Below are 24,941 nucleotides of genomic sequence, written 5' to 3' on the forward strand. Positions count from 1 at the left end.
ATGATCAGTTTTGGAAGTGTTAGCGCATTGCAGGCTGCCATGCCGCAAGCTCGCAACGAGATACTAAACGAAGGCAAGCTGAGTATTGGTGGCAAAGAATACCAAATCAACGCAGCGACCCAAGAATTTACTCGTGCCAATCCTACTAATGGTGCGGTAGCACGATTTTTTGAAGCGACAGGAAAACTGTTTCGCGAAGGCAGCCCACAATCGGTTGCGAAAGCCCTTACAAAAGCAGTATTTGATAATGAGCAAGGCCAAGCTCAGCGTTTACGAGCAGCTTCTTCTGTTGAGCATGGACAAATGTTCTTCAAAGATGGAAACATAAAAACCGCATCAGATGTATTAAATGCATTCGCAAAATTGGATAGCAAAACGGTCCAATCGCACTCTGCTGAGCTAAACCAGTTAGCGGAGCGAGCAATGACAGAATCAATGCTAGAAACCGATTCTGGTAAAAACCTCACATCACTGATTGGCGAAAGTGCAGCGAAGTCGCTTGCTGGACGTGTAGTAAAAGACTATGGCGGTGGTGTGTCTGCAGCGCAAAAAAATCCAGCAGGTAGCATCAATCAAATGCAAGCGGTGTTTGATATGGAGGTGATGCATCTTAAATCGGCGCAACGCCATATCGAAGGTCTAGCAAGCACCGATCTAAGCCAAGGTGTATACGCTGAAGGACTGGCAGAGGACGCGTTTAACAAAAGTGGCATCACCGATAATGTCGAACGAGCTGCGGCGTGGATCATTAATGCTTCTAACTCTAAAGGAAACGATGCCGAAAACATTACGTCTTTACTTAAAGAATACGCGTCTAATGGTAAAAACTTATTGAATATAGACAACTTAAAAGAGCTACACGCTCGATTGGTACCTGATGTTGAACGTGACTACCGAGGGCCAAATATTTCGGGTGGTACTTTGCCTTCAAGTATTGGCGGTGAGGGGATGCTAAAGCAGCACATTGAAGGATTTTTGAAAGAAAACCCAGTGGCGGATAAAGATCTGGGTAAACACTTGTTTGCAGGAGTCATTGGGTATCACGGGTTCACCGATGGAAACGGTCGCATGGGACGCATGCTATACGCGATAGCAGAACTTCGTAACGACTCATTCAATCCTTTGGCTATGAGCGCAGAGAACAGCCTTCACGGCATCAAGTGATTTTTCTCTTCTATTCCAATTTTAGAGCGGCGATTGCCGCTCTTTTCTTATTTCTTTATCCAACTTATTCTTCATTTTTCTACCTCGCTAAAACGGCTAATAGCAATAAAATTGAGACGTTTAAATAAAGCTCTTGTGTCTATCACGCCATAAAATCGCTCTTATCCTTATGAGCTTATTTAAATAAGCCGTTATACCCAAGTCGTCTCGCTGCATCAGATATTTCGAGGCTACTTAGGTATATTAAATTAGACAGGACACAACATGGATACAGGAAAGATTAATATGCTTCTCTCTGAACTGGGAGAAGTGCTGAACCTTGAGCGCGTGACAGCGTATGACGACCAAATGTGGTCACTGCATTTTGCTGAAAATAACAGTGTCGATGTTCTGCTCGTGGAAGAAAAAGGCGAGTTGTTGATTTCTAAAAACCTGCACATAGAACAAGAGGATATTACGTTAGACAAACTTCAAGTTTTACTTGAATACAACTTCTTATATCGAGAAACCGGCGGTGTGCAGTTTTGCGTTAATCCAACCACTAAAGATGTGGTTCTTCAGGTTGCCATTGCGGCCGAAAGTGAACTCACCAACATCGCTAATTTGATGATTCAACTGAATGAGCTAGTGGATACTTGGGCTCAGTTATTTCAGAACAATACGGTCGTAGATTTTAGCCAAACAGACGTACACGCATTTATTCAGGTTTAAGGCATCAAACATGGTCAATATTAATACATCACACATGCATTCGTTGAGTCAGTTAACGTCCCATTTGGCGACACAAAATCAATCTGACGATAAAGAGGTTAGAGCGCATAATGGCAAAGATATTTTTGTTAAAGAAGGGGCACCCAAAAACAAAAGCGTCAGCGCGCGTATTAGCCACCAGAATAAAGCGAAAGACATTGTGGTGAATCTGCTCACGAAGCAGGGCATTCCTAAAGACGTTGCGAAGCTGATGCTGCAAAATGTGTTGAACGGTGAAAACAAGTTAACGCTTGGTAGTCTGAAAAATCTTGAGAGATTGTCGTCTGGTCCTAGCTCACATTGGCCAGCCGCACAAACGGCCTCTTCTTCCAAAGCGAATAAAACCTCATCGAGTGTAGCGCTGATCAACGAACATAAAACTAACCTTCAAAAGCTTGGTGATTTTGCCTGTACAGACTTAAATACATTTGGTGTAAAGGGTTCGCAGTTTTATGAAACCAAAGGAAAGCCTAGACTAGAAGCGCTTCACGCGAATCAAGCGCGAATCATGCAAGATCAACGAGCTACTATGTCCGCAAACGGAGTTCAAGCTGCAGCACAAAGAGGAACCGCACCGCAATTAAGCACTCTACAGAACATTGCTAAGGCAGTACAAAACGCGAAAGCCGGCTGCTGTACTACATTTGCCTTTGCTGCCGCTGCGGAGATGATTCAAGGCATGTCAGGCACACCTGAAGGTGAACCTAAAGTAGAAGTGGTTGCGTTTAAAAAGGGTCATTCAGGTACACACCTTTATGTACTGGTTGGTCGACAAGAGGGGAGTGATATCAAAGATCCATCAACATGGAGTAAGGATGTGAAAATTGTTGACCCTTGGGCCACATCCGCATTCGGTGCACCAATGTTTGGAGATGCGCAACGACCACCTGTTTCGAATATGTTCCCGCCAACAGAAGTCATTTTTGATAGCCATAAACTGGGTTAGTCACTCTGCAAAAGAAGTGAGCAAACACATAATACTAATCTTCTAACCTTTATTGAAAGAGCAGCCCTGAGCTGCTCTTTTTTATTACTCTGGCAACTCATTTTCACAGCGAGATTTCTGCGGAAAACCTCACAATGAAGACGAGAAAGTGATAAAAATAAAGCCATTACCGACATCGTTCAATCTGCAATCGTTGTTCAATAGAGTTATTGAAACAAAAGGAAAAAGTTATGAACACGATTCAACAACTGCTCTTGGAGTTTTGCCAACTCAATGAGTTACCCGAACTGAGTTTTGAAGACAATGAACGTTGTCAGCTACTGGTCGATGATCGCTACATGCTGTATTTCATCGCGACAGATACGGATGATTTAATGTTGTCCGTGACTTTCGGAGGATTAGAAAAGTCGGGCGAACAAAGACTCAAAGGTTTAGAGCTTCTTGCTCATGCTAATTATCAGGGCATCGGTAGTGGCAGCCTTGCACTTGCTTTAGCCCCAAATGGTCGACAGCTTGTCTTAGCGGGACGTAAACCCGTTGAGCACCTAAACACGACGAATCTTACTGCTTGGTTTCATGAGGTTATTGAACAGACTGAATTGTGGCAAGCGCGTTTTGCAATGTTGGATCAAGCGATTCCAACCACCCCTAATCATGAACAAGCTCATGTTCAATCACTTCGTGTGTAGGAGAGAAAAATGGTCAATACAACGCAAAAAACCAGCCAAAGCCCAGTACCTGATCTAGAACAGTTTCGTGCAGTCGCTGCGCAAAAAGATGACCGAGTGATCAGTAAAAGAGGTGAGGTAAAAGAACCTTCAACGTTCCACAAAGGTCACAAGTTTGCTTCTATCCACGAAGGCGTGTTGAGAAGCAAATACACTAAGTTTTTCCAAGAAAACATCAAAACTCACCTTGATTTGAAACAGGCACTACTTAAACAAGAAAAGCCTGAGGTTGCCTTGCTAGCTTACTCATTGGTTAGCCCTTCTGGTTATCGCGGTGAGCCGCTTACTGAGCGCAAAATCTTAGAAGTTGTCAGCTTGTTGGATGAAGTCAAGGTGAGCAGCGATACGTACCAGCAGCTTAAAAATACGTTTGACGCGATCAGCAAAGATCCGCGTATGCAGGTGAGTTTAGAGGCTCAGTACCCGGGGAAAATGGATGGTTTTGGCGCCGAACTGTTACAGATGGGCAAAGAAAAACTGAAAGGTTCTGGCGTTAATGCTGTCATCAACCTAGCTTTGCCTGGCGTAGGGCTATTAATTTCAACAGGACGTGAGCTGCACAAAGCGGCAGTCAATGGCGATGCTGAAGCTTACCACCATCAGCTGGAGCAAATTTCGCAGCTTCCAGGGCGAGACCAACGTCTCTCTATGCCGATGCAACAAACATTAGCCCAAGGTCATGCAATGTTATCAGCTGAAGGCGCAGTTGGGGCGACATTGGGCATGGCGACAGGTAGTTTGGGTACTTTTGGTGTGAGCTCCGTAGCGACAGCGGGTGTTACGCCGATAGCAAAAGAAGCCATTGGTTCGGCTGCCACGACTGGCATCATCAGTGGTGGTGGCTTTGTTGCGAACCAAGCTGGAGCATACGGGTTAAATACGGAAGTCAAAGAGCAACTCATGCAAGGTGAGATGTCTGGTGTTTTACCAAGGCTTGAAGTTTCTAATGCCAAAGGAGACTTTACCTTCAGCATGCAAGATCCAGCTTCTGTACGCGCATTGATGGCGTACCTTGGCCCTAAAGAGAACACGGCGATGACATCACCTCAAGCGCCTAAAGAAGCACAAGAGATGGAAGCTGCTCGCTTAACGTTGAAAAAGATGTTGGGATCAGAGCCAGGTGAACACTTAGTCCCTGACGTTGATTCTATCTTGAAGCTAAGTCCAGAAGATGCGCCAAGTGAAACTGAGGCAACTGCTCATAGTGCGTTTAAAAAGCTATTGGGCGAAGATTGGGATTGGCTCATGCCTGCAGTTCGAGCGATCGATAAAGGTGAGGCGAGTCAAATCAATGAAAAGCTGACTTACAAACTGCCACTTGATGCCGAAAATGGACGAGTATACCTTGATAAATGCCCAAACCTGAGTGACGCTCAGTTGGATGCATTAGATAAACTGGGCTCACCAAGTCAATTGCGACTGATGTACTTAGCGGAAGGTTGGGTTTAATTGAAAGTAAGGGAGCAGATGCTCCCTTACCGTATATGGTGTTTTGCCGGATGTTTATCTAGGCGTTAAATTGGCCTACTGATTTCGCTTAAAAAAGCGCTCGGCATTAGCAAATAGAGATTCACAGTGCTTTTTCTGCTTGTCGTAGTCAGCCGAACCTTCTGGCATTGCGTCTAATACTTCTTTTGCGCTGTGGTATTCTTTTACCATCAACTCAAATTTGTCTTCATAATTGCTTTTTTTATTCTTTTTTTGAAAGCTATCTCGTTTTTTTCTCATTTTTATTCCTCTAGAGCGTGTTTATTAAAGGTTAATCTAATTAACCTCTACTTTTATAGGAATAACGAAGTCAAAATGGTTTAAATTAAGTCTAAATATTCCATTGTCATCGCGCTGATTAATATATTTCACCGCTAATGACTATTCCTAAATAGTGATGATATATACACGAAGTGGCTATGCAGCGTTATGTCTTATTTTGACGCTTAATGATTGTTTTTATAAGGTTAAATTCCTTATAAACCTATCGATGTAAAGACAGCGCGTTGTGATAACCATGCTAAGAGAGCTAACTCTCGTTCGTATTTAAATCAAAACTGAGGCTATTTAATGGAAGATAAAGAATAAGTTGCTACAGGAGTTGAGTAACGAAATGACTCGAAAGAAAACTAAGAAGAGACTCGAACTAAATATTTCATCAATAGCTCACGGTTAGGAGCTGAGCTCACTATACACCGATTATAAGAAATAGATAGGACTTTCTATTTTTCTTCAGACAAAACCGCCCATGAAGGAAGCTTGCGCGTTGCAAAGCAATACCTAAAGATACAAAGGCATGGGTACATGCCTTTGTATTTGTGCCTAGCACACTTGGCGCTATGGTAGGTAGGCGCCGCCACATACTGGATTGTATGTGCCCGTGATATGTCCGCTTTTTTCACTTGCCAAGTAGCTCACGGTGTTTGCTACGTCTTCAGGTGTGGCAATTTTCTGCGTTGGTGTGAACATTCGAATGGTTTCTTTAAACTCTTCAGGAGCACCTTTTGTTGCGTCTGTTTCTACAAGGCCCGGAGCAACGACATTAGACGTAATCCCGAAAGGACCAAGTTCTTGAGCGAGGTATTTACTAAAGCTATCAAGTGCACCTTTTGCACTACCATGAGCAATAAAGCTTGGTGCAGGAGCTTCTGATAAGGTGCTAGAGATAAAAATTAAGCGACCAAACTGGTTGGCTTTCATGTTTTCTACCGCCAATTTTGCCGTTTGATATGCAGCGTGCATTTCGTCATTTAGCTTTTGTGCAAACTCTTCCCACGACTGCTCAGTGAAAGGTTTAGCGGTAAAGCTCATGTTTGCGTTTGAGACAAGAACATCAACGCCACCATGTTCATTTGCGATGCTGTCGAACATCCCTTGTATTTGTGCGTCATCTCGAACGTCAGCTTTTAAAGTGTACGCCTCACCACCGGCGTTTTGAATTTCTTGAGCTAACGCTTCCGCGACCGCAGCACTATTTACGTAGTTGATAAAAACTCGGTAACCATCTGCCGCGAGTGCTTTTGCTGTTGCTGCACCAATTCCACGAGCGCCACCTGTAATTAAAGCATTGCGTTTTGTCATCGTATTTCTCCAAGGTTGAGCCTGACTGTTAAACCAGCTTCTGTCGCAACGTACGCTGATAAGTTAAATTTGTCCGTTAAGCTTGCGTAAGTTCGCTACCACGTTAGAAAGTTGCTGTTTGCTGTTGTCTAGGTCGGCATCAGCAAGGTTCTGTTGGGCTTCTTGCAGTACTAGCGAAGCGATATTTGCACATGTATCAACGGTGTCTAAAGATTTTTCTGTTAGCACGACTAACTTACTTCGACTATCCGTTGGCGAAGGTTTCCTCTCTGTCCAACCGCGCTTTTCAAGCCCATCAATTGATCGACTGACGCTCGATTTTTCTAAGTACAACAGTTCACAAATCTGACTTTGAGAAAGGGCACCGTTGTTTCGTAACAGCAACACGACACCCCATTGTTCTGCTGTCATATCAATACCAGCATCTTTGAAACGGGTAGTGAGTAATCGGTTAAACAGACGACTAGCAAGCCCCGTAAGGTGACCGAGAGACTGATGATGGTTGTATTGGGACATGGAAAATTTCACCAAATAACATGAACGAACAATATGGTTGTATACACAACTATATTGGGCGATGTCAAATTCGTTTGAAGAAAATGCTACTAGCTTGTGCTTATCGTTGGGTTGATGTGTCAGATTGAGGTGCTAATGAAAATTGGTGAGGTAGCTTCGAAAACTTCGGCCAGTCAAATGTTTGCGCCTGATGCACCGAGTTGGGGAGCAAGCTTCATTAAAGGTAGGGGAGTTGCAGTCCTCTCTTTACTTATTCAGTTTAAATGTGTTTTTTGTTTACATTACAAATGGTTAGATTTTAATTCTTTTCATTCGAAACACTTTTCTCAAGAAGTTCATGATAAATCAATGAGATTGATCTTTTTGATTGGCAATGATCAAATGTGTCTTTACTAAAACTGTACGGTACAGTACAGTTTGTGAAAATCATAAAATGGGTTTCAAACATGAAGAAGAAAGTTATCGCCTTGTCGCTTGTTGTTGGTTCGTTATTTGCTGCTGGCTGTGCCTTATACCAGCCGAATACTGTAATGACGGATAACGCATATGTTCATTCAGACGTTACGGCCATTTCACCTGAGGTTGGGGGGCAAGTAAGCGAAATCTTTGTCAAAGATAACCAGTGGGTAAGAGAAGGAACTCCTTTGTTTGTCATTGATGATGAAGACTTTATTGCCAACCAAGAAATTGCTCGAGCAGCACTAGATGTTGCGAAATCTGAGCTTACTGCAAATCAAATCAAAACGGATATGCAGTTAATGAAAATTGAGCAGGCGAAGCAAGGTATTCGCCGCGCGAGTGCAAATGCCGAACACCAAGCGGCGGAGTTTCAACGTCTTTCTCGTTTGGTACAAAAGCAATCTGTGAGCAAAAATCAGTTTGAAGCACAAAAAACGCGATCTATTGAAGCAAGCAGTAATCTTGAAACCGCTAAATTGGGCTTAGCTGCTGAGCAAAAACAGCTCGACACATTGATGACTGAGAAGTTGCAACTGACAGCACAGCGTAAAAAAGCAGAAGCAAACTTACGACTAGCTAATATTTCACTGGAAAGAACCACGGTGCGTGCACCATTCGATGGCTATGTGGCAGATAGACAAGTGCAAGTCGGCAAGTTTGTACAACCAGGAATGGGGCTCATCGTGATGGTGCCAGATTATGTTTGGATAGAGGCAAACTTTAAAGAAACACAACTTGAGAACGTTGTGCCTGGGCAAGAGGTTGAAGTAGTATTGGATATGTTTCCAAACCATCCATTGCATGGCCGTGTTTCTTCGATAACCCCGGCGACTGGTGCACAGTTTAGTTTATTGCCACCTCAAAATGCGACAGGCAATTTCGTAAAAGTAGTACAACGTGTACCAGTACGTATTGAGCTAGAGATCCCTCAAGAGTTGAGTCAACGAGTCTATCCGGGGTTGTCTGCAGAAGTAACGATCGAGACCGCGGCACAAGGTTAACTGCAATGGAAAAACGTTCACCGCTGCTGATTTTGACGCTTTTTGCGATTGCTGCTTTTGGTATTAACTCCGTGATGTTTACCGAGTTATCGTATGAGATGGCGGCAACGTCAGGCTTATCTGTCGATGAAGTTGCTCTGGTTAAAGTCGGCTTTATGATTACCCAGGTATTAGGTTTTATATTCACACCAATATTGGTGCGTAGATTGGGTACGTTAATTCTCTTACATGCCATTTTATTGGTAGGTCTAGCGAGCAATCTTGTACTTTACTGGGGCGGACAGCAAGAACTGGTGTTCACTCTGACTTGGCTCTCGAGTGGCTTTTTTATGAGCATGTTAATGGTGGTATTAAACCTTTACTTGCTCCACTTCTTTGAACAGCGTTGGCTACCTGCCATTATTGCTTTAACGCTAGTATTTTCAACCTTGCTACCGATCGGCGCTTACCCTTGGGTAGTGGCCAATATTGTCGAAATCTTTGATTGGTCACTGTTGTGTGTCGTGTCGGCTTGGCTGTACTTCTCTGCCTTGGTAATTGCATGCATCTACAATCCTAAGTCGATTCAAATCGAGGCCGAAGCCAAGTCGGGCTGTTGGTTTTATTTAGTTTTTGCCCTGACAATAAGTATCGTTGTATTTCTATTGATGAGAGGCAGTTATTACAACTGGTTTGACTCGGAATGGTTTGTTAAAGCCTCTTCGATAGCCGCGGCTCTGACTTTATTAGTGGTGTATTACTTTGTGAAAACCAGTCCTTTAAATACAGCATCAATACAGCTGCATAGTAAGTTGAAAACTAATGTTTTTATGTACAACGCTTTTTTGGCAGGTTTTGCTGTTATGGCGAGCAATGTGTTGTTTACTAGCTTTTTGAAAATGGCGTTGCAGTACAACAACCTTAATGCTGGATATGCCCAATTGCCGGCATTTTATGCCATGTTAGGTGGTATGCTAGTCAGTGTGCTGGTGTATTACTTCCGCCGTCCATTAGCGGATGCAGTCGTCCCGTTTGGTGTGGTGATGATTATATTTTCGGTACATAAGTTTAGTCAGTTACCTAGCTTTGCTGGTACGGAATCTTTGTCCGTTCCGATGATGTTGCGTGGGTTTGGTGTCGGCTTATTGAATGTGTCTGTGACCATTGCAGTCTTGATGTACTTCCAGGTCGGGCAGCGTTTAGAAGGCATCGCCAATTTCTACCTCTTTCGTACCATTGGTGGTGTGATCGCTGGTGCCGTGTTCTCACGGGTAATGCAAAGCCATAGTGCACAAGCTGCTGGAGAGATTGGCCGAACGCTAGATGATGTGAATCATGCTTTTGGTGTTTATAAAAATGCGTTGAGCAGTACGATTCTGACTCATGGACACTTGCCAAATTCGGCATTAGGAATGAGCCAAATTAGTTCTGTTGTCAAAGAGCAGGCGACCACTCTCGCACTGAGTAATTCATTATTGATGTTTATTATCTCGGTCTTTGCTCTCGCGCCAATCTTAATAATCGGTAAAAAACTGGCGGCGAAGCGAGAGATTCACTAAGCCATAGAAACAACAAGGGAGCGATGATGCTCCCTTTTATATTCAGTGAGTTTATCTTTGGTATAGATTTAGGAAGGCGGTGACCGCTTTTTTTGTATGTGCATCTAACTCTTCATCTGTCGGAAAATCGAAGCCAATTAGTGCCATGTTCTGGTAATCAAGTTTAATTAATGCAAGTAGTTGCTCACAAGCGAGGTCGGCATTTTCAACATCGAGTTGTGAGCTGACAGTTTCACTCTTTAAAAAGTCGATGAGGTATTGATGAATGCGATGCGGCCCTGTCTGCCAGAATTGATTTGGTACGGAATCATGTTTGTTGAAGTCAGCCGAAACGATCCGATAAAGTGATAGCATAGGATTGGAGCATACACCTTTTAGGTACTTCTTGGCGAAGTCATTCAATGTTTCTTGTAAAGGCTCCGATTGCTTGTCGGCAAGCTGGAAGACGGACTCTAAGCTGGTTTTGGTATTGTATGCTAAAACTTCAACAAATAACCCTTCTTTGTTCGAAAAATAGCGATATAACGTCTGCTTTGAGCCTCCACAAATCGCGACGATTTGATCGAGTGATGTGTCTTTGTAACCTTGCTTTATAAAAAGGTCAGTGGCAACTTTGATGATTCGAGTTCGTTTCTTTTCGGTAGATATGCGCATAAATAAATCAACCTAAGCAAAAATCCACCTTTGTTGTGGCTGGCGTGGTTTCTTACCGAGCTCTAGGTGGTTTAGAGATGAAAGTAAAACTGTCCAGTACAGTACCACTATTGACGTTAGTAAACACGACTTTTCATGAACCAAGTGCTTCATTGAGACAAGCAAAAGTAGGCAAATTCGATATGCTGAAACCTATAGCGAAGGATGACTCATTTAAAAATCTCATTACGTATAGAAAAGTGATAACCGTTCTTCGTACGATAGCCTTTACTCTCGAAATCATGTTAATTCAGCGTCTTATCGGACTCCAATGATGCCAACCAACGAAGCACTTCGGCGGTTGCCTCAATAAGATCACTTGGGATGTACTGGTCGACGTTGCCGTCCGCGTATAGTGCGCGAGCAAGAGGGACTTTTTGCATCACAGGCACACCTTCCTCTTTGGCGATTGCGATCATACGTTTGGCTACCGCATCGGTTTCCATCAAGGTGATGACGGGCAGGGGCGTTTCGCCTTTTTTGTAGTACAGACCAACCGCAATATGCGTTGGGTTTGTTACCAACACATTGGAGCGTTTAACATTTTCACGTTGATTGGAGGCCTGTAGCTCTTGGTGTAGCTGACGACGTTTACTTTTGATTTCTGGGCTGCCTTCCATCTCTTTGTATTCGCGCTTCACTTCGTCCTTGCTCATTTTGAGCTTCTTCGTGTGATCAAACTTTTGGTACGCAAAATCTGCGGCAGCGATGACGATGAAACCTACCGAAGAGATAATCATTAATTGTTTAATCATGACGCCAGTAATGGTCGGGACACATTCTAACCCACAAGTTGGAATTTGCATTAAAGCGTTGATGTTACCGCGTAATGTCACCCAGATAATGCAGGAAAGAAGAGAGACTTTAAGTATCGACTTGATAAACTCAATCACACTCTTGAGGGAAAAAATGCGTTTGGCACCTTCGACGGGATTGATCTTTTTGATGTCGGGTTTAACGGATTCACCACTAAATAGGAAGCCGAACTGCCCCATATTGGAAAAGATGGCGACGAGTGCAGCAACCAGAATAATCGGGGCGAGTAGATAGGCAATTTCTTTTGCGATGGCAATAGCGACATCGACTAGCGCATCTTGGAAGCCCTGATAAGCAAGCTTACTTGGTAGGAGAATAAGCGCTGAGATGTGCGACATGTAATAATCGGCGAACGCAAACAGTACAATTATGAGCGCCAAAATTAATGCAGACGATACGATTTCTTGGCTTTTGGCTACCTGACCTTTCTGCCTGGCATCGCGTAACTTTTTTGCGGTGGGTTGCTCTGTTTTTTCTGCGCTCATAAAGAATCCTAAGCGTTATTGCCAAATGGTATTGAGTTGTTCTGCGAATCGGGTAATGCCATAAAATTGCACTTCAAAGTGATCCATCATTAGCCCGAGATACACGATCAGTAAAACACTCGCGATGGCACTTTTTATTGGCATGGCAAGGAAAAAAACATTCAATTGCGGTGCAAAACGACTGATAAGCGCCAGACCAAACTCAGCAAGAAACATTGCCAACACTAATGGGGCAGACATCAGCACACCAAGCCACATAAGCTGTTCAAATTGTGCGTAGAAGAAGCTCACCCATGCATCACTAACGGTTGGGAAAAAGTCCACGATCGGCCAAGATGTGTAGCTTTTGAATAACGCATAGATAAAAGTGACAAAGCCCCCGCCAGAGAAGAACAGGGTAATCAACGTTTGGGTCAGCAACACTGCGGTTGGCGTCGATTGCGAGCCTAGCGTTGGGTTAAACATACTTGCCATGGCAGCACCACGTTGGTTGTCGACCAGAAAGCCAGCCGCTTCTATTGCCCAAAAGGGGATAGCAGCAACAAACCCGATCAATAGCCCAATTAATACCTCTTTACCCAAAATCACTATCAGCCAAATACCGTCGGTTTCTGCGGGCAAGCTTTGCTGATTAATCATCGGAAATATAAACAGTGCGAGTGAGCAAAGCACACCATTTCTCACCATGGTGCCGCCTAGCATTTGCTTGCTCAAAATAGGCAAAAAGATGAAGCATGCCATTAACCGAGGTAACGTCAGGCTATACAAAAATAAAGCCTGGTGTAAGTCGTGATAACTCATCGTATTTGAGGAATTTTATCCATGGCAAGCGAGGCGAAGGCGTGGAGCTCTGCCCCTAGCCACTGCGTTGTGACGAACAGCGTAATAATGACCGCGATAAGCTTGACCACAAAGCCTAACGTTTGTTCTTGGACCTGAGTTAACGCCTGAATAAGCGACACCAATGTGCCAACCAATGCTGCGACTAAAATCGGCGGTAACGACAAGTACAAAACTAGGGTTAATGCTTGAGTTGTGAAATGAATGATTTCAGCAGAATGCATACTTTCTCCGTGATTAACCGTAACTCAGCACTAAGCCGTGGGTGAGTTTCGTCCAGCCGTCAAGCAAGACAAAGAGTAACAATTTGAACGGGAGGGAAATCGTCATTGGCGATACCATCATCATGCCCATGGCGAGCAAGATATTCGATACAATTAGGTCGATAGCGATGAACGGTAAGTACAATAGAAAGCCAATTTCAAAAGCACGGGTAAGCTCACTGACCGTAAACGCTGGCAGCAACAGCAACAAGCTATCTGACTCTAAACGGTCCACGTACTTTTGAGGCCATAATGTGCGCGCAGCATCGGTAAAGAATATGGCTTCGGTTTCCCGAATATGTTTTTTCAAAAACTCTCGATAAGGCTGTAAACCGCTTTCAATGAGGCCTTCTACACTTGCAGAATCTTCGAGGGAGATATCATGCTGCTTTACGTAGTCGTAGGTTTCAAAACCGACGGGAGCCATGATGAAAATAGACAAAATGATCGCCAATCCGTACAGCGCCATGTTCGGTGGAATTTGCTGTACACCGAGAGCGTTACGCAGCAGTGAGAATACAACGGCGAGTTTTACAAACGACGTCGCCATCATCGCGATAAATGGGATCAGTGCCAGCAGTGCTAAGCTGACAATGAGATTGAGCTCGTCAGGTAACTGGATCATGCTGGCTCCTTCGTGCCACCAAACAGTTCCAGTACGCGCACACCTAAATGCTCATTAACATTAACCAGTTCACACTCACCGACGATTTTGCCGTTGGCACGCAATGTTACCGGCTTAGATACAGGTTGGTTTAGCTCGAATACGTACCCAGGCTGAAGCTGGTTAAGCTGTTCTAGAGTGATGGTTTGATGGCCGATATCAAACGTGAGTTCCACGGGCAGTTGCTGGTGGTCGGTTAACATTTCTGAAGTGTTTACGTCATTCATATTGGTTTCTTTTTCAATAATGTGAAGAATTTGGTCATTCAGTTGGCAGCGCCAGAGATTCTGGTTAGATACTTGAAAAATGGCTTGTTGTTGGGCGATATAACAATCGTCAAAAAAGATCACATCTCCCAGTTCGAGCGAATTAAATTCGCTTAACATTAAATGGGTCTTTCCAAGGCTTAACCACACAGGTAAAGCGAGATGTCGCGCCTGAAGAGAAGCGCTGTTTGGTAGTGCATCCAACAGCACGTTTGCTCCTTCGCTAACCCACAAACAAAGAGAGCCGTTAGGTTTATTGAGGGTTAACATCAAGGTATGCTCTTGAACTTGGCTCGACTCTAACGGTTGTAACTGGCTAAGAATGGGCAACTGACCAAATAGTGCTTTGAATGCCTCACTATGCGGTTCAATCTGAGAACTCAAAAGTGCTAACTGGAGCGAGTTGGGCAGTGACTCGAATGCAGTGGCATTCAGAGTAGACTCAAGCCATTTCTGGAGTTGCGCACGACAAAAATCCACTTGGATCGTTTGCCCTCCAATCAACGTGGTTAAACGGAATCCTTCAAATGAAGGGATTTGAGAAACAGTAATCGATACGCTCTGACCATCAGCCCCTTGGAAATGGCATTGCTTTGCACAAAGTTGATTACTGAGCGCAATACTGTCTGAATCGACTTTGGGTATCGTTAACGGCGTCATAGGTCATTCTCCGCTTGCCATTCTTCATACACGCTACGTTTCTGGCGTGAGTGTTGTTGTTCATGTTGTTGTTGATCGAGCTGTTGAGTTTGTTCGCTGATCGCTAGACGAAGTGGCTGATCACCGCCAAATCGATTTAGGCGTTCGGCAAGATCTTGTCTAGCTTGTTGGCTAATAATGGAAAGAGCATGCTCTTGTCGAATCGTCACGCTATAACCTTGCGTGTCCAACTTGATGTGGATTTCACCACCTTTTAATTGTCCTTCACTTAGAAACAGCCGAACCTCTTTGTTGTCCGATGCGGTTGGCAGCGAAACATAGATTTTGTCCACCAATTGTTGGAGTAACGTGTTTACTTCTCGTACAGGGGCCGGCTGAGCCTGTGAAGCGACACTCTTTAAAATGACATCGCCTTGTGTTGCCGCGCTCGCAAGGTGTTGAGGATCTGCTTTTTCGTCATCCGCTTTACCGGCCACTAGTGCGCTTTTCGTCTCGATTTTCTCAAGCGATTTAGTTTCAGAACGACCATCGGTTTTGTCTGACAGCTTGCCAGTGTCTTGTAGCCGCTGCGTTGCACGTTTATTGTGTGTCGTGTCGGTTAGTTTCGTCGTGAAGTTAGCATGGTTAATTGCATCTTGAACGAGCGATTTCTCCATGGTCTTTATAGGGAGAGAACCGTCGAGAGAAGCTTGTGCTTGAGAATGGGGACCAACGCGCTCAATCGAAGATGAGCTTGGAGCCTGAACGCTCTCAAGTTTCTTATCTTTCTCATGCAATTTACTGTTTTCAATTAGGCTTTCTTCGCTATTTAGTGAAGAGCTTTCATGCTTCTCTACATTATTTTTGGTCACAGCGTCACTTTTGTCTTTTAATGTAGCGGTATTTCTATAAGTGCTGGTTTCTTGGTTAGAAAGTTTCGATTGTTTGTCTAGGCTTTGAGATGCTTCATGTCTTAACGGAAGGCTCTCGTCTCTGCTCTGAGTGTCTTTTTTGCTCGCAACGGTAGATTCTTCTTCCTTGCGAGGTTTCTCCGTCATTGCACGCTCGAACTGTGATTGAAGCTCAACCTCTCGTTCCAGGGGCTTTTTTTCTGGCGTTGATTTGTACAGCGTATTCGGTGTTTCTTCTGTTGGAGTAATGCGCATAATGAACCTTTAGATAATATCGACAGTGCGAAACTCTTCTTGTTCGAGTTCTTCTTGGTATTGTCTTTCTCGCGACTGTTCCGCGAGTTCTTGTTGTTGCAACTGAACGAATTTTTCTTTGGTTTTATGGGCTTGCCGTGCCTCTTTTTGTTTTTCTTTAAGTACCGAGCGTTCGTGCTCAAGCGCTTTTTTTGCTTCGGCAACGCGCTGTTTAAGCTCGGCTTCTCGCTCTCTCAACAACGCGATTTCTTGTCTCAATGTTTCCAACTCTTTGAGAACGAGTGTTTGTTGCTTTGCTTTGGCAAAACGTCGTTCTTCTTCTTCCTGACGCCAAACGTGATAGTCCTCGACGGAACGTTCGGCCTTTTGAACCTGTGCTGCCGAATTTGATACTCGGTATTCTTGGCGCTTAACGGCTTTATCCGCACGTTCAGCTCGAATTTGTTTGATTTCTAATAACCGTTCGATCATTGGTTCGCCATCCCTTTTAGTTGAGCGATAGCACCATCAAGATCACTTGGCTCATGCGTTCCTTGACGTAAAAAGGCGCGTATATCATCACTTTGTGCAATCGCCATATCTGCTCGGCTATCTGCCCCATGCTGGTACTCGCCAATTTTTATCAGTAGCTCAACTTCTTCGTACTTGGCTAACATTTCGCGAAGGTGAGCAGCAGACGCCTGATGATCAGGTTCAACGATTTGATTCATCACGCGGCTTGCTGATCGGAGTACATCAATGGCGGGATAATGGTTCATTGCCGCAAGTTTGCGCGAGAGAATGATGTGCCCATCTAAAATGGAGCGAGTTTCATCGGCGACAGGTTCTGTCATGTCGTCGCCTTCAACCAACACGGTGTACAGCGCTGTAATTGACCCTTTGTCAGATTGGCCGGCTCGTTCCATCAGCTTTGGCAAAGCGGCAAAAACGGAAGGCGGATAGCCACGTCGTGTTGGTGGCTCGCCTGCGGCTAGTCCAATTTCTCTCTGTGCGCGGGCGAAACGCGTTACAGAATCCATCAGCAGTAACACGCGTTTACCTTGGTCACGAAAATATTCAGCAATAGAAGTGGCAACAAAAGCGGCTTTGGCACGTTCCATGGCCGGGCGATCGGATGTCGCGACCACTAAAACCGATTTGGCCATTCCTTCTTCGCCCAAGTCATGCTCAATAAACTCTCGTACTTCGCGTCCGCGTTCACCAATCAAGGCGAGAACGGTCACGTCGACGTCTGCGGATCGAATCAGTTTTGCCAGTAGGGTACTTTTACCCCCGCCAGCCGCTGCAAAAATACCCATGCGCTGACCTTCACCACAGGTCAGTAGCCCATCAATGGATCGAACGCCAAGAGAGATTGGCTTTTCAATCAGTTTACGTTGCATTGGTGGTGGTGCATCGCGATAAACAGGATACCAAGCACTTGGTTCCTGACTTTGCGTGCCATCGAAAGGACGCCCAAGCCCGTCAAGCGTTGTACCTAACAGGTGGTCGCCAACACCCACTTCGTGCATTTTACCCATTGGGCTTACTTCTGTATTTGAGGAAATCCCAAACATATTTCCTAACGGGGTGAGCAAAGCGTGATGCTGCTGGAAGCCAACCACTTCCGCTAACAAAGACAGAGTTTGATCGGGATTACGCAACTCACACAGTTCACCTACACGAACGCCAGGGACGACAGCTTTGATAATGGTGCCGGTGACTTGTGTAACGCGCCCGCGAATTTGGATCAGACGAGTTTGCCTGATCGCAGATTGTTGGATATCAGTGATGTATGAGAAATCGTTCAAGGTAAAAATATGCGCAATGATTGATGTTGGGAGGATAGAAAGGATGAGGGGGTATTTATAGTGAATATCAGTCGGGAGTTTTTAGAAAACTGAAAACGCACTAAAAAAACACGTCTGATTTTGACAGCTTCGAGAAAGCGCACTTCCTATAATTCGCCTGTATTGTACGGAAGGAGTGCAAGTGAATGAGTATTATCAACAATCATATCGCAACAAACCCAAAGTTTGATGCGTCTATCCAAAACGGGTTGGAATCGTCTCGTACCGACGCTTCACGAAAAGGCAATTACCGCGGTGAAACGGTCCGTGTTCACAATGCCACACAATCACTTTTTGATGCGATGGAAGAGCTCACTTCACTCGGTTCCGAAAAAGCAGAAAAAGATTTGACCAAGCGTAAAGTGAAAGACAGTGGCGTTCGAGTTAATGAAGCGCACGAACTCGTTTCTGACTATCTGCGAAAAGTCCCTGATCTTGAAAAGAACCAAAAGATCAAAGATCTGGCTGCAAAAATGGCGGGAGGAAATATCTCGACCATCGCTCAATTGCAAGCTTATTTGAATGGATTTTCAGAGGAGAAAAGCCATCAATACCTTGCGTTAAAAGCCGTTAAAAAGTTTTTGAGTGCGAGCCCAGAAAGTAAACATCTACTAGCGCTGATTGACCAAGCGATTCTGAGAATCGAGCAAAACCCAGATTCTTGGGCTCAAATTGATACGGAAATTCGCGTCTCAAATTTTGCTGATGAGTACAGCCAAGAGCAAGAGTTTAGCTCATTACACCAGCTGCGCGGTTTCTATCGCGATACCGTTCATAGTTATCAAGGGCTCGGAGCCGCTTATCAAGACGTAGTGGCGCGCTTTGGTGAGCAGGAGGTATCGACCGCTGTTGACTTTATGCTGCAAGGCATGAGTGCAGATCTTAGTGTTCAAGGCAGCAGTATCGACTCGGTTAAGTTGCAGTGGTTGATGTCCGATATGCAAAAACTCAAAACTCTGAATACGTTGCAAGATCGCGTGAGTCAGTTGTTCCAAATGTTTAAACCGGAAAGGACGAGTTATGGCTTATCAAGTTTCTAATTTGATGGCTGATGTGATTGCGTTGGTAGAGCAGCGATGGGTAAGCAGTGATGAGATTTGGAAAGTCGCTAACGCAATGGAATTGACGGCGGTACAACAAAAAATCGATTTTTTTCGAGAGTTCCACAAGTTAGTCCGCGCAATCCCAATTGACGTATTTGCCGATGAAGAACAACGACAGAATTTAATACAAGCGGTACAAAAGGCGCTAGACGAAGCCATTGATATAGAAGAAGAGGAAGCGTGGGAAGATGAGTTGGATTGATGCATCCGTCAATGAATTTTGCCGAGGAATGGGGCTCGATGCCGTCGATTTCTCATCAGCTGGACGGGTGCAGCTGGATTTTGAGCAAAGCGGTACACTACATATTGAGCGACACGGAGAACAGCTATTCTTGATGTTGTCTCAAGCGTTATCTTGGCATCAAACCAGTGACATCATTCAAAGCGCACTCAGTTTGTGTCATGCCGATCAAGGCTGGCCTTTCGAAATTAAAACTGGTTTGTTAGATGAGCTAACTTTGGTTTTTTCCGCGCGGTTAAACGGAGAAGAGGTCACACTTCCGACATTAGAACAAGCGTTTACGCTTTTGGTTCGTCTACATAACGATGTGGCAAGCTCATGACTCGAGTAAGCACTTTAAACGTAGGCATAGAAGCCTTCACGCATGTTACTCATAGTGAGGTTAAGGTCGATTTCCCTGAACGGTTTCAATTACTTCCGGATGGACAGGCGGTCGCTACGCATTTAGAGAAGCTCTATGACCTCAGGCCTTCAGACCAATACCTAATCGCGTTAACCAAGCCAAAATTGTTGCACTCAGAGTTGCTGCGTCCAGAAAAATACCGTCAACAATTTGATGAAACGTTGGCTCAGTTGCAAGTTCTTGCACAGGATTCAGGCTCCGCTTCTTTTATCAAAGCATCCGAAACGTTACAAAGCACGCAACTGGATCAGCGCTACCTCACCATGGCGCTCAATCTTCTTATCCAGGTCTAACCAACATGTTGAGATCCAAAGACATTGAACTGTTGCTTGTTCACGCTGCACTACAAGTTCAATACCAAAAGCCAGAGCATGCCATCTCTATTCTCGACGCGGTTTTAGAGATAGACCCGCAACACAAAGAGGCGATGCAAACGCTCGCAGTCGCGTGTTTACAAAGTGGTCGATATGCCCGTGCTGTTGAGGTATGTGAGCACTTATTAAAATCCGACCTTAAACCTGATTCAGCAGGACTCTGGTTTTGCTTAAGCCAAGCGCGTTGGAAACAAAATGACGTCGATGGGGCACGCCAAGCGCACCGACGCTATCTGCAATCTTTAAATAGTGAATCACATGAATAAGTTGATCGATATTTTAAACAAGGTAGGGCAACGTAAAGACATTATGCTTGCTGTGATGTTGCTCGCGATCGTCTTTATGATGATATTGCCACTGCCTACCGCGCTGGTGGATGTGCTGATTGGCACCAACATGAGCATTGCGGTGGTGCTGCTTATGTTAGCGATTTACATCACCACGCCGCTTGAGTTCTCTGCGTTTCCCGCAGTGCTACTGATCACGACATTGTTTCGTTTGTCTTTATCCATCACGACAACCCGTTTGATCTTGCTGCAAGGCGATGCAGGTCAAATCGTTTATACCTTCGGTAACTTTGTCGTGGGCGGTAACTTAGTGGTCGGTATTGTTGTTTTCCTGATCATTACTATTGTCCAGTTTATGGTGATCACCAAAGGCTCGGAGAGGGTTGCAGAAGTTAGTGCTCGATTCTCACTTGATGCGATGCCTGGTAAGCAGATGAGTATTGACGGTGACATGCGCGCTGGGGTGATTGACGTACACGAAGCTCGACACCGACGATCACTGATTGAGAAAGAAAGCCAAATGTATGGCTCGATGGATGGCGCGATGAAGTTCGTTAAAGGCGACTCCATTGCCGGTCTGGTCATCATTGTGGTCAACATCTTAGGTGGCGTCACGATCGGGGTAACGCAAAAAGGCATGAGTGCTTCTGAAGCACTTGAGTTGTTTGCGATTTTGACCGTTGGTGATGGTTTGGTATCGCAAATTCCGGCGCTGTTTATCGCGATTACGGCCGGTATTATCGTGACGCGTGTATCTCATGAAGATTCTTCTGATCTCGGCTCTGACATTGGTGGGCAGGTCATTGCTCAGCCACGTGCGCTTCTTATTGGCGGTGTGCTTTTGGTGCTGTTCGCACTTATTCCTGGTTTTCCAAAAATTACTTTTCTGGTCTTGGCCACAGTGGTTGGTGGTGGTGGTTTCTTCCTTTTCTATCAACAGAAAAAACAGGCTGAATCAGATACTACCGACTTATCAAGCTTTGTTTCGCAAGGGGCGGGTTCACCAGCAGCGAAGCCAAGCAAACCAACCCCATCTAGAAACAGTAAAGGAAAATTAGGTGAGCAAGAAGAGTTCGCTATGACGGTCCCACTCTTGATCGATCTTGACGCGAGCCTTCAGGAAAGCTTGGAAGCGGTCGCATTGAATGAAGAGCTAGCAAGGGTTAGGCGCGCACTATATCTCGACCTCGGCGTGCCTTTCCCGGGTATCCACCTGCGTTTTAACGAGGGGATGCAAAATGGCGAATATTTAATTCAGTTACAAGAAGTTCCGGTTGCACGAGGACGAATTGTAAAAGACCAACTCTTGGTGACAGAAGGGAATGAGCAGATCGACTTATTAGGCGTGCCTTATGAGCAAGATGAAGATTTTCTACCCGGTATTTCTAGCATTTGGGTGGCACAAAGTTACGAGCAAAAACTCACGACCAGCCATGTCGGCTTTCTCACACCCGACAGAATTTTAACGTACCACTTGTCTCATGTTCTCAAGGAGTACGCACAAGACTTTATTGGTATTCAGGAGACGCGTTATCTATTGGAGCAGATGGAAGGCAGTTATTCGGAGCTTGTTAAAGAGGCTCAACGCATTGTCCCGTTACAAAAAATGACGGAAATCTTGCAACGCTTGGTTTCTGAAGACATTTCCATCCGAAACCTTCGCGTGATCTTGGAAGCCATGGTTGAGTGGGGCCAAAAAGAGAAAGATGTTGTACAGCTGACGGAGTACATTCGTTCCAGCTTAAAACGTTACATTTGCTACAAATACGCGAGTGGACAAAACATGTTGCCCGCTTACTTATTGGATCAAAGTCTCGAAGACACAATCCGCAGCGGTATACGTCAAACCTCAGCAGGGAGCTACTTGGCGTTAGACCCGTCTGTAACTCAACAATTTGTGAGTGATGTGAAACAGACCATTGGTGATTTAAGCCGCATGCCGAATAAGCCTGTGTTAGTTGTGTCTATGGATGTACGCCGATATGTGCGAAAGCTTATTGAATCGGAATACTACGATCTGCCCGTTTTGTCATTTCAAGAATTAACCCAGCAAATCAATATTCAGCCACTTGGAAGGGTGGGGATGTAATGAAAACAAAACTAATGCTCTCGCTTGCGCAAGCGGGGATCGAAGTGACGCCATACTTTTGGCAAAAAAGTGAAATTCAACTTGGTTATCGAATTGAAGTTGAGGGTTTAGAGCTCGTTTTTCGTGTGGAGGACTGTGAAATCATCATCGTTCTGTTGAAACGTGTGCATCCAAACCTAGGGTTGAGTAACCCTTTTGCAGGCTTATTTCTCTTAGCTGAGCATGCTGTTCAACTTTATCCCTCCGATTGGGTCATTCGCGGAAACGTCGATGTGTTACGTGGCAGCAATATGAGCAGTCAGCGATTAGCCCAGTTCTATCTAAAAGCATGCGGTGCAAGCCATGATGAGCTAGACGACTGGTACTGTTTACGCCTGGCAGATTATAGACCTTTGAAAAAGTTGAAAAAGTTGAAAAAGTTGAAAAAGTAAAAACTCACGACTGTTACTGACAGCACCGATGAGATGACCCGCTTTAAGATAGGAATCAAGATGAAGCAACCGTTTACCGATGCGATTGAGAACGCTGAGCTTGCCATTAGAAAAGCTGAAGACAGAACCGATATTTTTAACGAGCTATTGGAAGGCTTAGGTGTTGGTCCTGTTGCGGGTGATGTTTTACTTGGCGGCATAAAAGCGCCAGTAGATACCATGAAACGTGCAGAGCAAGAGCTAATAGACGAAGTCCAGCGCCGCCGACAACAACAAAATCAGCTACAAGGTACGTCAGGTAAACGCAGAAAGCGTCCCACAGTGATGCGCGGCATGATGATTTAGAGGTTTGGAAATGACGAATATGAAAACGACTGGCTCTACGACAGGAGCAACAGACACAGCTGCGAGTAGTGCACCATTACCCACTTTCCAACAAAACTTGATAGAGGCATTTACCCCTGTACTGGGTGAAGCAGAGACTCAGCAACTTGCCTCTCTAATCTCTTCATTGCCAACTATCTCGGGACAAACGGAATCACAAAGCATCGCGCTTTATGTTGATACACTTGAAAACCTAAAAGCGAAAAATAACGCGTTTGCTGGTATATCATTGACCGACACCGCATCTGTTTGGATAAAGTCGCTACAAAGTGCTAACTCAGATGGCGAATTAACCACAGCCGAGTTTAATGCTCAAACAAACCAAACGCTATCAAATCAGTTTCAGGCTTGGTTTAGTAAGTTACTGACGGAAAACGTAGATAGCTCGTTATCTACTGAGTTTGTTAGTCAATTTAATTTGGGGACTCAGAGTAACCAAGCGGAGCAGATCGCCAACCTATCCGAGACAAAACTGGCTAATGCCACCAAAGAAATTTCTCTTTTTGTTGCAGAGCTTGCTAATCAAATGGGCTCCCGTGAAGTGAGAGATGCTTCTATTTCTTTTCTTCGCAATGCCTTTAGTAGCTTAGGTTCCGTTAATCTCGCGCAACTGAAGAGCTCGGATTTCCTGTTGACTAAAGAGAGTTTCGCTCTTCAAGTCTCAGCTCAATTAAAAAGTAGTTTTCAAGGCATCGGTATTACTTTAAGCACCGATGACGCAAGTGCGCTAGCTAACAGAATTACCTGGACTCCTGGTATTTCTAAACAGCAGCTTAAAGAAGCGTTAGATGAAATGGCCGTTCAAGTGAAAGGCCAATATAGCGCAGCTTATGGGGATGCGGCTGGAACGAAAAATCTTAAAGCGGCACTTAACACTGTCATTGGTGGAACCGAACCTTTGACGCTTTCTGGCTTGTTCGCCAACTTCGCCGTGAGTTTAACAAAGATAGAAATCGACAACTTTTACCAAGATAGCGCGATAGCCGATGTCCAAAAGACACAAATAACGGCAGCTCAAGTTAATTTAATCAAAGAAAACACCGAACGAGACATCCGATTACAGTTTGAAAAAATAGTAAAAGGTGAATCTACCGGGGCTTCGTTTACCGAGCGGTATGAGGCATTGCGCAAGAACTTAGGGGCATTGAAAGAGCGTCTACTCAATATCACCGATAAAGAGAAAGCGGATCGCGAGGTGAGAGCAGAGCACTCTTTGACGGCTCGTGATTTGCTGGCTGTCGTTGAATCTAGTATTGGTGATCGCTTTGATGAGCGCGTGCTGTTTGCCTTAAACGAGCGTCGCGTAAATCGCTTAGAAAAACGTAACGAGCAAAAGGAAGCACTGCAAGATTTAACCGTGCAACTAAAAATCTTTGGTGTTGTTCAGTCGAAAATTCACTCTACGCAAAGTGTTGATGGAGTTTATAAACCGGGAGATCCAGAAAGTAACTTCAAAGCGAGTGACTTTAACTACAGTAATCAAACGGATTTTGAAGCTTCACCTGAGTACAAGTATTTGACGGATAATAAGATAACAAACCATCGAGACTTTCTTCAAAAACAAGGTATTACTATCGGTGATGGTGCGTCGTACCAAGACGAAGAGAAGTCGAAAAAACTGTCTAATTTTTCTAGTTCTGTCAGTGCTAAATCCAAGTTGCTTAACGATGAAGTGCAAATCAAAACCACTGAGCTGAACGACACCAGTTCCCAATACAACTCGACCGTTGAAGCAATGAACAAATTTGTTCAGAAGTACCACAGTATTTTACAAGAAATCCTACGAGCCATTTAAGG

General features: G+C 44.6%; 28 protein-coding genes. 16 read left to right on the plus strand and 12 right to left on the minus strand.

The features are described 5' to 3' along the window. The 5 genes from L3V27_RS08505 to L3V27_RS08525 all read left to right on the plus strand — a co-directional run bounded on the left by L3V27_RS08505 (position 1) and on the right by L3V27_RS08525 (position 5,037). A complete protein-coding gene (locus tag L3V27_RS08505) occupies positions 1 to 1,164 on the plus strand; it encodes a VopS family T3SS effector adenosine monophosphate-protein transferase (RefSeq protein WP_237311620.1) in 1,164 nt (387 codons plus the stop codon). A 264-nt stretch (positions 1,165 to 1,428) separates the two neighbouring features. Next, positions 1,429 to 1,875, plus strand: a complete 447-nt coding sequence (locus L3V27_RS08510) for a type III secretion system chaperone (RefSeq protein WP_031780449.1) — start codon at positions 1,429 to 1,431, stop codon at positions 1,873 to 1,875. 10 nt (positions 1,876 to 1,885) lie between these two features. Beyond that, on the plus strand, positions 1,886 to 2,860 hold the full coding sequence (vopR, locus tag L3V27_RS08515; RefSeq protein WP_193448436.1) for a type III secretion system effector VopR: 975 nt from the start codon (positions 1,886 to 1,888) through the stop codon (positions 2,858 to 2,860). Positions 2,861 to 3,090: 230 nt separating this feature from the next. Beyond that, positions 3,091 to 3,549: a CesT family type III secretion system chaperone gene (locus tag L3V27_RS08520; protein ID WP_237311621.1), complete on the plus strand. Its 459-nt coding sequence runs from the start codon at positions 3,091 to 3,093 to the stop codon at positions 3,547 to 3,549. A 9-nt stretch (positions 3,550 to 3,558) separates the two neighbouring features. Beyond that, the gene (locus tag L3V27_RS08525; protein ID WP_237311622.1) at positions 3,559 to 5,037 is read left to right on the plus strand and encodes a CesT family type III secretion system chaperone; all 1,479 of its coding nucleotides are present in this window, start codon (positions 3,559 to 3,561) and stop codon (positions 5,035 to 5,037) included. Positions 5,038 to 5,112: 75 nt separating this feature from the next. Here L3V27_RS08525 and L3V27_RS08530 read toward each other — a convergent pair whose 3' ends face one another. The 3 genes from L3V27_RS08530 to L3V27_RS08540 form a co-directional block, all read right to left on the minus strand. After that, positions 5,113 to 5,316, minus strand: coding sequence for a hypothetical protein (locus L3V27_RS08530; protein ID WP_005395134.1), 204 nt, complete (start codon positions 5,314 to 5,316; stop codon positions 5,113 to 5,115). 597 nt (positions 5,317 to 5,913) lie between these two features. Beyond that, complete coding sequence (locus L3V27_RS08535) at positions 5,914 to 6,657, minus strand: SDR family oxidoreductase (protein ID WP_150918792.1); 744 nt, start codon at positions 6,655 to 6,657, stop codon at positions 5,914 to 5,916. A gap of 63 nt (positions 6,658 to 6,720) precedes the next feature. Further along, positions 6,721 to 7,173 (minus strand): MarR family transcriptional regulator, encoded by a 453-nt coding sequence (locus tag L3V27_RS08540; protein ID WP_145473964.1) that lies wholly within the window; start codon positions 7,171 to 7,173, stop codon positions 6,721 to 6,723. 446 nt (positions 7,174 to 7,619) lie between these two features. Here L3V27_RS08540 and L3V27_RS08545 point away from each other — a divergent pair, with 446 nt between their 5' ends. Continuing rightward, on the plus strand, positions 7,620 to 8,633 hold the full coding sequence (locus L3V27_RS08545; RefSeq protein ID WP_104974067.1) for an HlyD family secretion protein: 1,014 nt from the start codon (positions 7,620 to 7,622) through the stop codon (positions 8,631 to 8,633). A gap of 5 nt (positions 8,634 to 8,638) precedes the next feature. Continuing rightward, positions 8,639 to 10,171, plus strand: a complete 1,533-nt coding sequence (locus tag L3V27_RS08550; RefSeq protein WP_237311623.1) for an MFS transporter — start codon at positions 8,639 to 8,641, stop codon at positions 10,169 to 10,171. A gap of 51 nt (positions 10,172 to 10,222) precedes the next feature. Here the strand turns inward: L3V27_RS08550 and L3V27_RS08555 are convergent, their stop codons facing one another. The 9 genes from L3V27_RS08555 to vscN all read right to left on the minus strand — a co-directional run bounded on the left by L3V27_RS08555 (position 10,223) and on the right by vscN (position 17,793). Further along, positions 10,223 to 10,825 carry a TetR/AcrR family transcriptional regulator gene (locus L3V27_RS08555; protein WP_047009923.1) on the minus strand — a complete coding sequence of 201 codons (603 nt, stop codon included), beginning with the start codon at positions 10,823 to 10,825 and terminating at the stop codon, positions 10,223 to 10,225. A 284-nt stretch (positions 10,826 to 11,109) separates the two neighbouring features. Beyond that, positions 11,110 to 12,165 (minus strand): SctU family type III secretion system export apparatus subunit VscU, encoded by a 1,056-nt coding sequence (gene vscU / locus L3V27_RS08560; protein ID WP_048626449.1) that lies wholly within the window; start codon positions 12,163 to 12,165, stop codon positions 11,110 to 11,112. Between the two features lie 15 nt (positions 12,166 to 12,180). After that, a complete protein-coding gene (sctT, locus tag L3V27_RS08565) occupies positions 12,181 to 12,966 on the minus strand; it encodes a type III secretion system export apparatus subunit SctT (protein ID WP_031780447.1) in 786 nt (261 codons plus the stop codon). Then, complete coding sequence (vscS, locus tag L3V27_RS08570; RefSeq protein ID WP_005377227.1) at positions 12,963 to 13,229, minus strand: SctS family type III secretion system export apparatus subunit VscS; 267 nt, start codon at positions 13,227 to 13,229, stop codon at positions 12,963 to 12,965. The genes sctT and vscS overlap by 4 nt, the downstream gene beginning before the upstream one ends. 13 nt (positions 13,230 to 13,242) lie before the next feature. Then, complete coding sequence (gene vscR, locus L3V27_RS08575) at positions 13,243 to 13,893, minus strand: SctR family type III secretion system export apparatus subunit VscR (protein ID WP_005377232.1); 651 nt, start codon at positions 13,891 to 13,893, stop codon at positions 13,243 to 13,245. Then, positions 13,890 to 14,858, minus strand: a complete 969-nt coding sequence (gene sctQ / locus L3V27_RS08580; protein ID WP_237311624.1) for a type III secretion system cytoplasmic ring protein SctQ — start codon at positions 14,856 to 14,858, stop codon at positions 13,890 to 13,892. The genes vscR and sctQ overlap by 4 nt, the downstream gene beginning before the upstream one ends. Further along, positions 14,855 to 16,003 (minus strand): type III secretion system needle length determinant, encoded by a 1,149-nt coding sequence (locus tag L3V27_RS08585; RefSeq protein WP_237311625.1) that lies wholly within the window; start codon positions 16,001 to 16,003, stop codon positions 14,855 to 14,857. The genes sctQ and L3V27_RS08585 overlap by 4 nt, the downstream gene beginning before the upstream one ends. A 9-nt stretch (positions 16,004 to 16,012) precedes the next feature. Then, entirely contained in the window at positions 16,013 to 16,474 is a 462-nt protein-coding gene (locus L3V27_RS08590; RefSeq protein WP_152814918.1) for a type III secretion protein, read from the minus strand. Then, positions 16,471 to 17,793 carry a SctN family type III secretion system ATPase VscN gene (vscN, locus tag L3V27_RS08595; protein ID WP_005395117.1) on the minus strand — a complete coding sequence of 441 codons (1,323 nt, stop codon included), beginning with the start codon at positions 17,791 to 17,793 and terminating at the stop codon, positions 16,471 to 16,473. Before vscN ends, L3V27_RS08590 begins: the two co-directional genes overlap by 4 nt. 185 nt (positions 17,794 to 17,978) lie before the next feature. Between vscN and sctW the strand changes: the two genes are divergently transcribed. From sctW to L3V27_RS08640, 9 genes are read left to right on the plus strand one after another with little or no spacing between them, the layout of a single operon-like run. Beyond that, a complete protein-coding gene (gene sctW / locus L3V27_RS08600) occupies positions 17,979 to 18,872 on the plus strand; it encodes a type III secretion system gatekeeper subunit SctW (RefSeq protein ID WP_048626445.1) in 894 nt (297 codons plus the stop codon). After that, on the plus strand, positions 18,853 to 19,137 hold the full coding sequence (locus L3V27_RS08605) for a TyeA family type III secretion system gatekeeper subunit (protein WP_012841775.1): 285 nt from the start codon (positions 18,853 to 18,855) through the stop codon (positions 19,135 to 19,137). The genes sctW and L3V27_RS08605 overlap by 20 nt, the downstream gene beginning before the upstream one ends. After that, on the plus strand, positions 19,124 to 19,498 hold the full coding sequence (gene sycN / locus L3V27_RS08610; protein WP_237311627.1) for a type III secretion chaperone SycN: 375 nt from the start codon (positions 19,124 to 19,126) through the stop codon (positions 19,496 to 19,498). Before L3V27_RS08605 ends, sycN begins: the two co-directional genes overlap by 14 nt. Beyond that, positions 19,495 to 19,872, plus strand: coding sequence for a type III secretion system protein VscX (gene vscX, locus L3V27_RS08615; RefSeq protein ID WP_237311629.1), 378 nt, complete (start codon positions 19,495 to 19,497; stop codon positions 19,870 to 19,872). The genes sycN and vscX overlap by 4 nt, the downstream gene beginning before the upstream one ends. 5 nt (positions 19,873 to 19,877) lie before the next feature. Next, the gene (vscY, locus tag L3V27_RS08620; protein WP_005395110.1) at positions 19,878 to 20,219 is read left to right on the plus strand and encodes a type III secretion system chaperone VscY; all 342 of its coding nucleotides are present in this window, start codon (positions 19,878 to 19,880) and stop codon (positions 20,217 to 20,219) included. Further along, entirely contained in the window at positions 20,203 to 22,329 is a 2,127-nt protein-coding gene (vcrD, locus tag L3V27_RS08625) for a SctV family type III secretion system export apparatus subunit VcrD (RefSeq protein ID WP_104969413.1), read from the plus strand. The genes vscY and vcrD overlap by 17 nt, the downstream gene beginning before the upstream one ends. Further along, the gene (locus tag L3V27_RS08630) at positions 22,329 to 22,760 is read left to right on the plus strand and encodes an LcrR family type III secretion system chaperone (protein WP_134646553.1); all 432 of its coding nucleotides are present in this window, start codon (positions 22,329 to 22,331) and stop codon (positions 22,758 to 22,760) included. The genes vcrD and L3V27_RS08630 overlap by 1 nt, the downstream gene beginning before the upstream one ends. A 60-nt stretch (positions 22,761 to 22,820) precedes the next feature. Continuing rightward, the gene (locus tag L3V27_RS08635) at positions 22,821 to 23,105 is read left to right on the plus strand and encodes an LcrG family type III secretion system chaperone (RefSeq protein ID WP_005395092.1); all 285 of its coding nucleotides are present in this window, start codon (positions 22,821 to 22,823) and stop codon (positions 23,103 to 23,105) included. A gap of 10 nt (positions 23,106 to 23,115) precedes the next feature. Then, positions 23,116 to 24,939, plus strand: coding sequence for a virulence-associated V antigen (locus tag L3V27_RS08640; RefSeq protein WP_275949291.1), 1,824 nt, complete (start codon positions 23,116 to 23,118; stop codon positions 24,937 to 24,939). The last annotated feature ends 2 nt before the right edge of the window (positions 24,940 to 24,941 follow it).

This window comes from Vibrio sp. J2-3(2022) (assembly GCF_021725735.1).
GTDB lineage: Bacteria > Pseudomonadota > Gammaproteobacteria > Enterobacterales > Vibrionaceae > Vibrio > Vibrio diabolicus.

Coding starts and splice junctions, on each gene's coding strand:
- L3V27_RS08505 (WP_237311620.1), top strand. CDS start 1: ATGATCAGTTTTGGAAGTGTTAGCGCATTGCAGGCTGCCATGCCGCAA.
- L3V27_RS08510 (WP_031780449.1), top strand. CDS start 1,429: ATGGATACAGGAAAGATTAATATGCTTCTCTCTGAACTGGGAGAAGTG.
- vopR (WP_193448436.1), top strand. CDS start 1,886: ATGGTCAATATTAATACATCACACATGCATTCGTTGAGTCAGTTAACG.
- L3V27_RS08520 (WP_237311621.1), top strand. CDS start 3,091: ATGAACACGATTCAACAACTGCTCTTGGAGTTTTGCCAACTCAATGAG.
- L3V27_RS08525 (WP_237311622.1), top strand. CDS start 3,559: ATGGTCAATACAACGCAAAAAACCAGCCAAAGCCCAGTACCTGATCTA.
- L3V27_RS08530 (WP_005395134.1), bottom strand. CDS start 5,316: ATGAGAAAAAAACGAGATAGCTTTCAAAAAAAGAATAAAAAAAGCAAT.
- L3V27_RS08535 (WP_150918792.1), bottom strand. CDS start 6,657: ATGACAAAACGCAATGCTTTAATTACAGGTGGCGCTCGTGGAATTGGT.
- L3V27_RS08540 (WP_145473964.1), bottom strand. CDS start 7,173: ATGTCCCAATACAACCATCATCAGTCTCTCGGTCACCTTACGGGGCTT.
- L3V27_RS08545 (WP_104974067.1), top strand. CDS start 7,620: ATGAAGAAGAAAGTTATCGCCTTGTCGCTTGTTGTTGGTTCGTTATTT.
- L3V27_RS08550 (WP_237311623.1), top strand. CDS start 8,639: ATGGAAAAACGTTCACCGCTGCTGATTTTGACGCTTTTTGCGATTGCT.
- L3V27_RS08555 (WP_047009923.1), bottom strand. CDS start 10,825: ATGCGCATATCTACCGAAAAGAAACGAACTCGAATCATCAAAGTTGCC.
- vscU (WP_048626449.1), bottom strand. CDS start 12,165: ATGAGCGCAGAAAAAACAGAGCAACCCACCGCAAAAAAGTTACGCGAT.
- sctT (WP_031780447.1), bottom strand. CDS start 12,966: ATGAGTTATCACGACTTACACCAGGCTTTATTTTTGTATAGCCTGACG.
- vscS (WP_005377227.1), bottom strand. CDS start 13,229: ATGCATTCTGCTGAAATCATTCATTTCACAACTCAAGCATTAACCCTA.
- vscR (WP_005377232.1), bottom strand. CDS start 13,893: ATGATCCAGTTACCTGACGAGCTCAATCTCATTGTCAGCTTAGCACTG.
- sctQ (WP_237311624.1), bottom strand. CDS start 14,858: ATGACGCCGTTAACGATACCCAAAGTCGATTCAGACAGTATTGCGCTC.
- L3V27_RS08585 (WP_237311625.1), bottom strand. CDS start 16,003: ATGCGCATTACTCCAACAGAAGAAACACCGAATACGCTGTACAAATCA.
- L3V27_RS08590 (WP_152814918.1), bottom strand. CDS start 16,474: ATGATCGAACGGTTATTAGAAATCAAACAAATTCGAGCTGAACGTGCG.
- sctW (WP_048626445.1), top strand. CDS start 17,979: ATGAGTATTATCAACAATCATATCGCAACAAACCCAAAGTTTGATGCG.
- L3V27_RS08605 (WP_012841775.1), top strand. CDS start 18,853: ATGGCTTATCAAGTTTCTAATTTGATGGCTGATGTGATTGCGTTGGTA.
- sycN (WP_237311627.1), top strand. CDS start 19,124: ATGAGTTGGATTGATGCATCCGTCAATGAATTTTGCCGAGGAATGGGG.
- vscX (WP_237311629.1), top strand. CDS start 19,495: ATGACTCGAGTAAGCACTTTAAACGTAGGCATAGAAGCCTTCACGCAT.
- vscY (WP_005395110.1), top strand. CDS start 19,878: ATGTTGAGATCCAAAGACATTGAACTGTTGCTTGTTCACGCTGCACTA.
- L3V27_RS08630 (WP_134646553.1), top strand. CDS start 22,329: ATGAAAACAAAACTAATGCTCTCGCTTGCGCAAGCGGGGATCGAAGTG.
- L3V27_RS08635 (WP_005395092.1), top strand. CDS start 22,821: ATGAAGCAACCGTTTACCGATGCGATTGAGAACGCTGAGCTTGCCATT.
- L3V27_RS08640 (WP_275949291.1), top strand. CDS start 23,116: ATGACGAATATGAAAACGACTGGCTCTACGACAGGAGCAACAGACACA.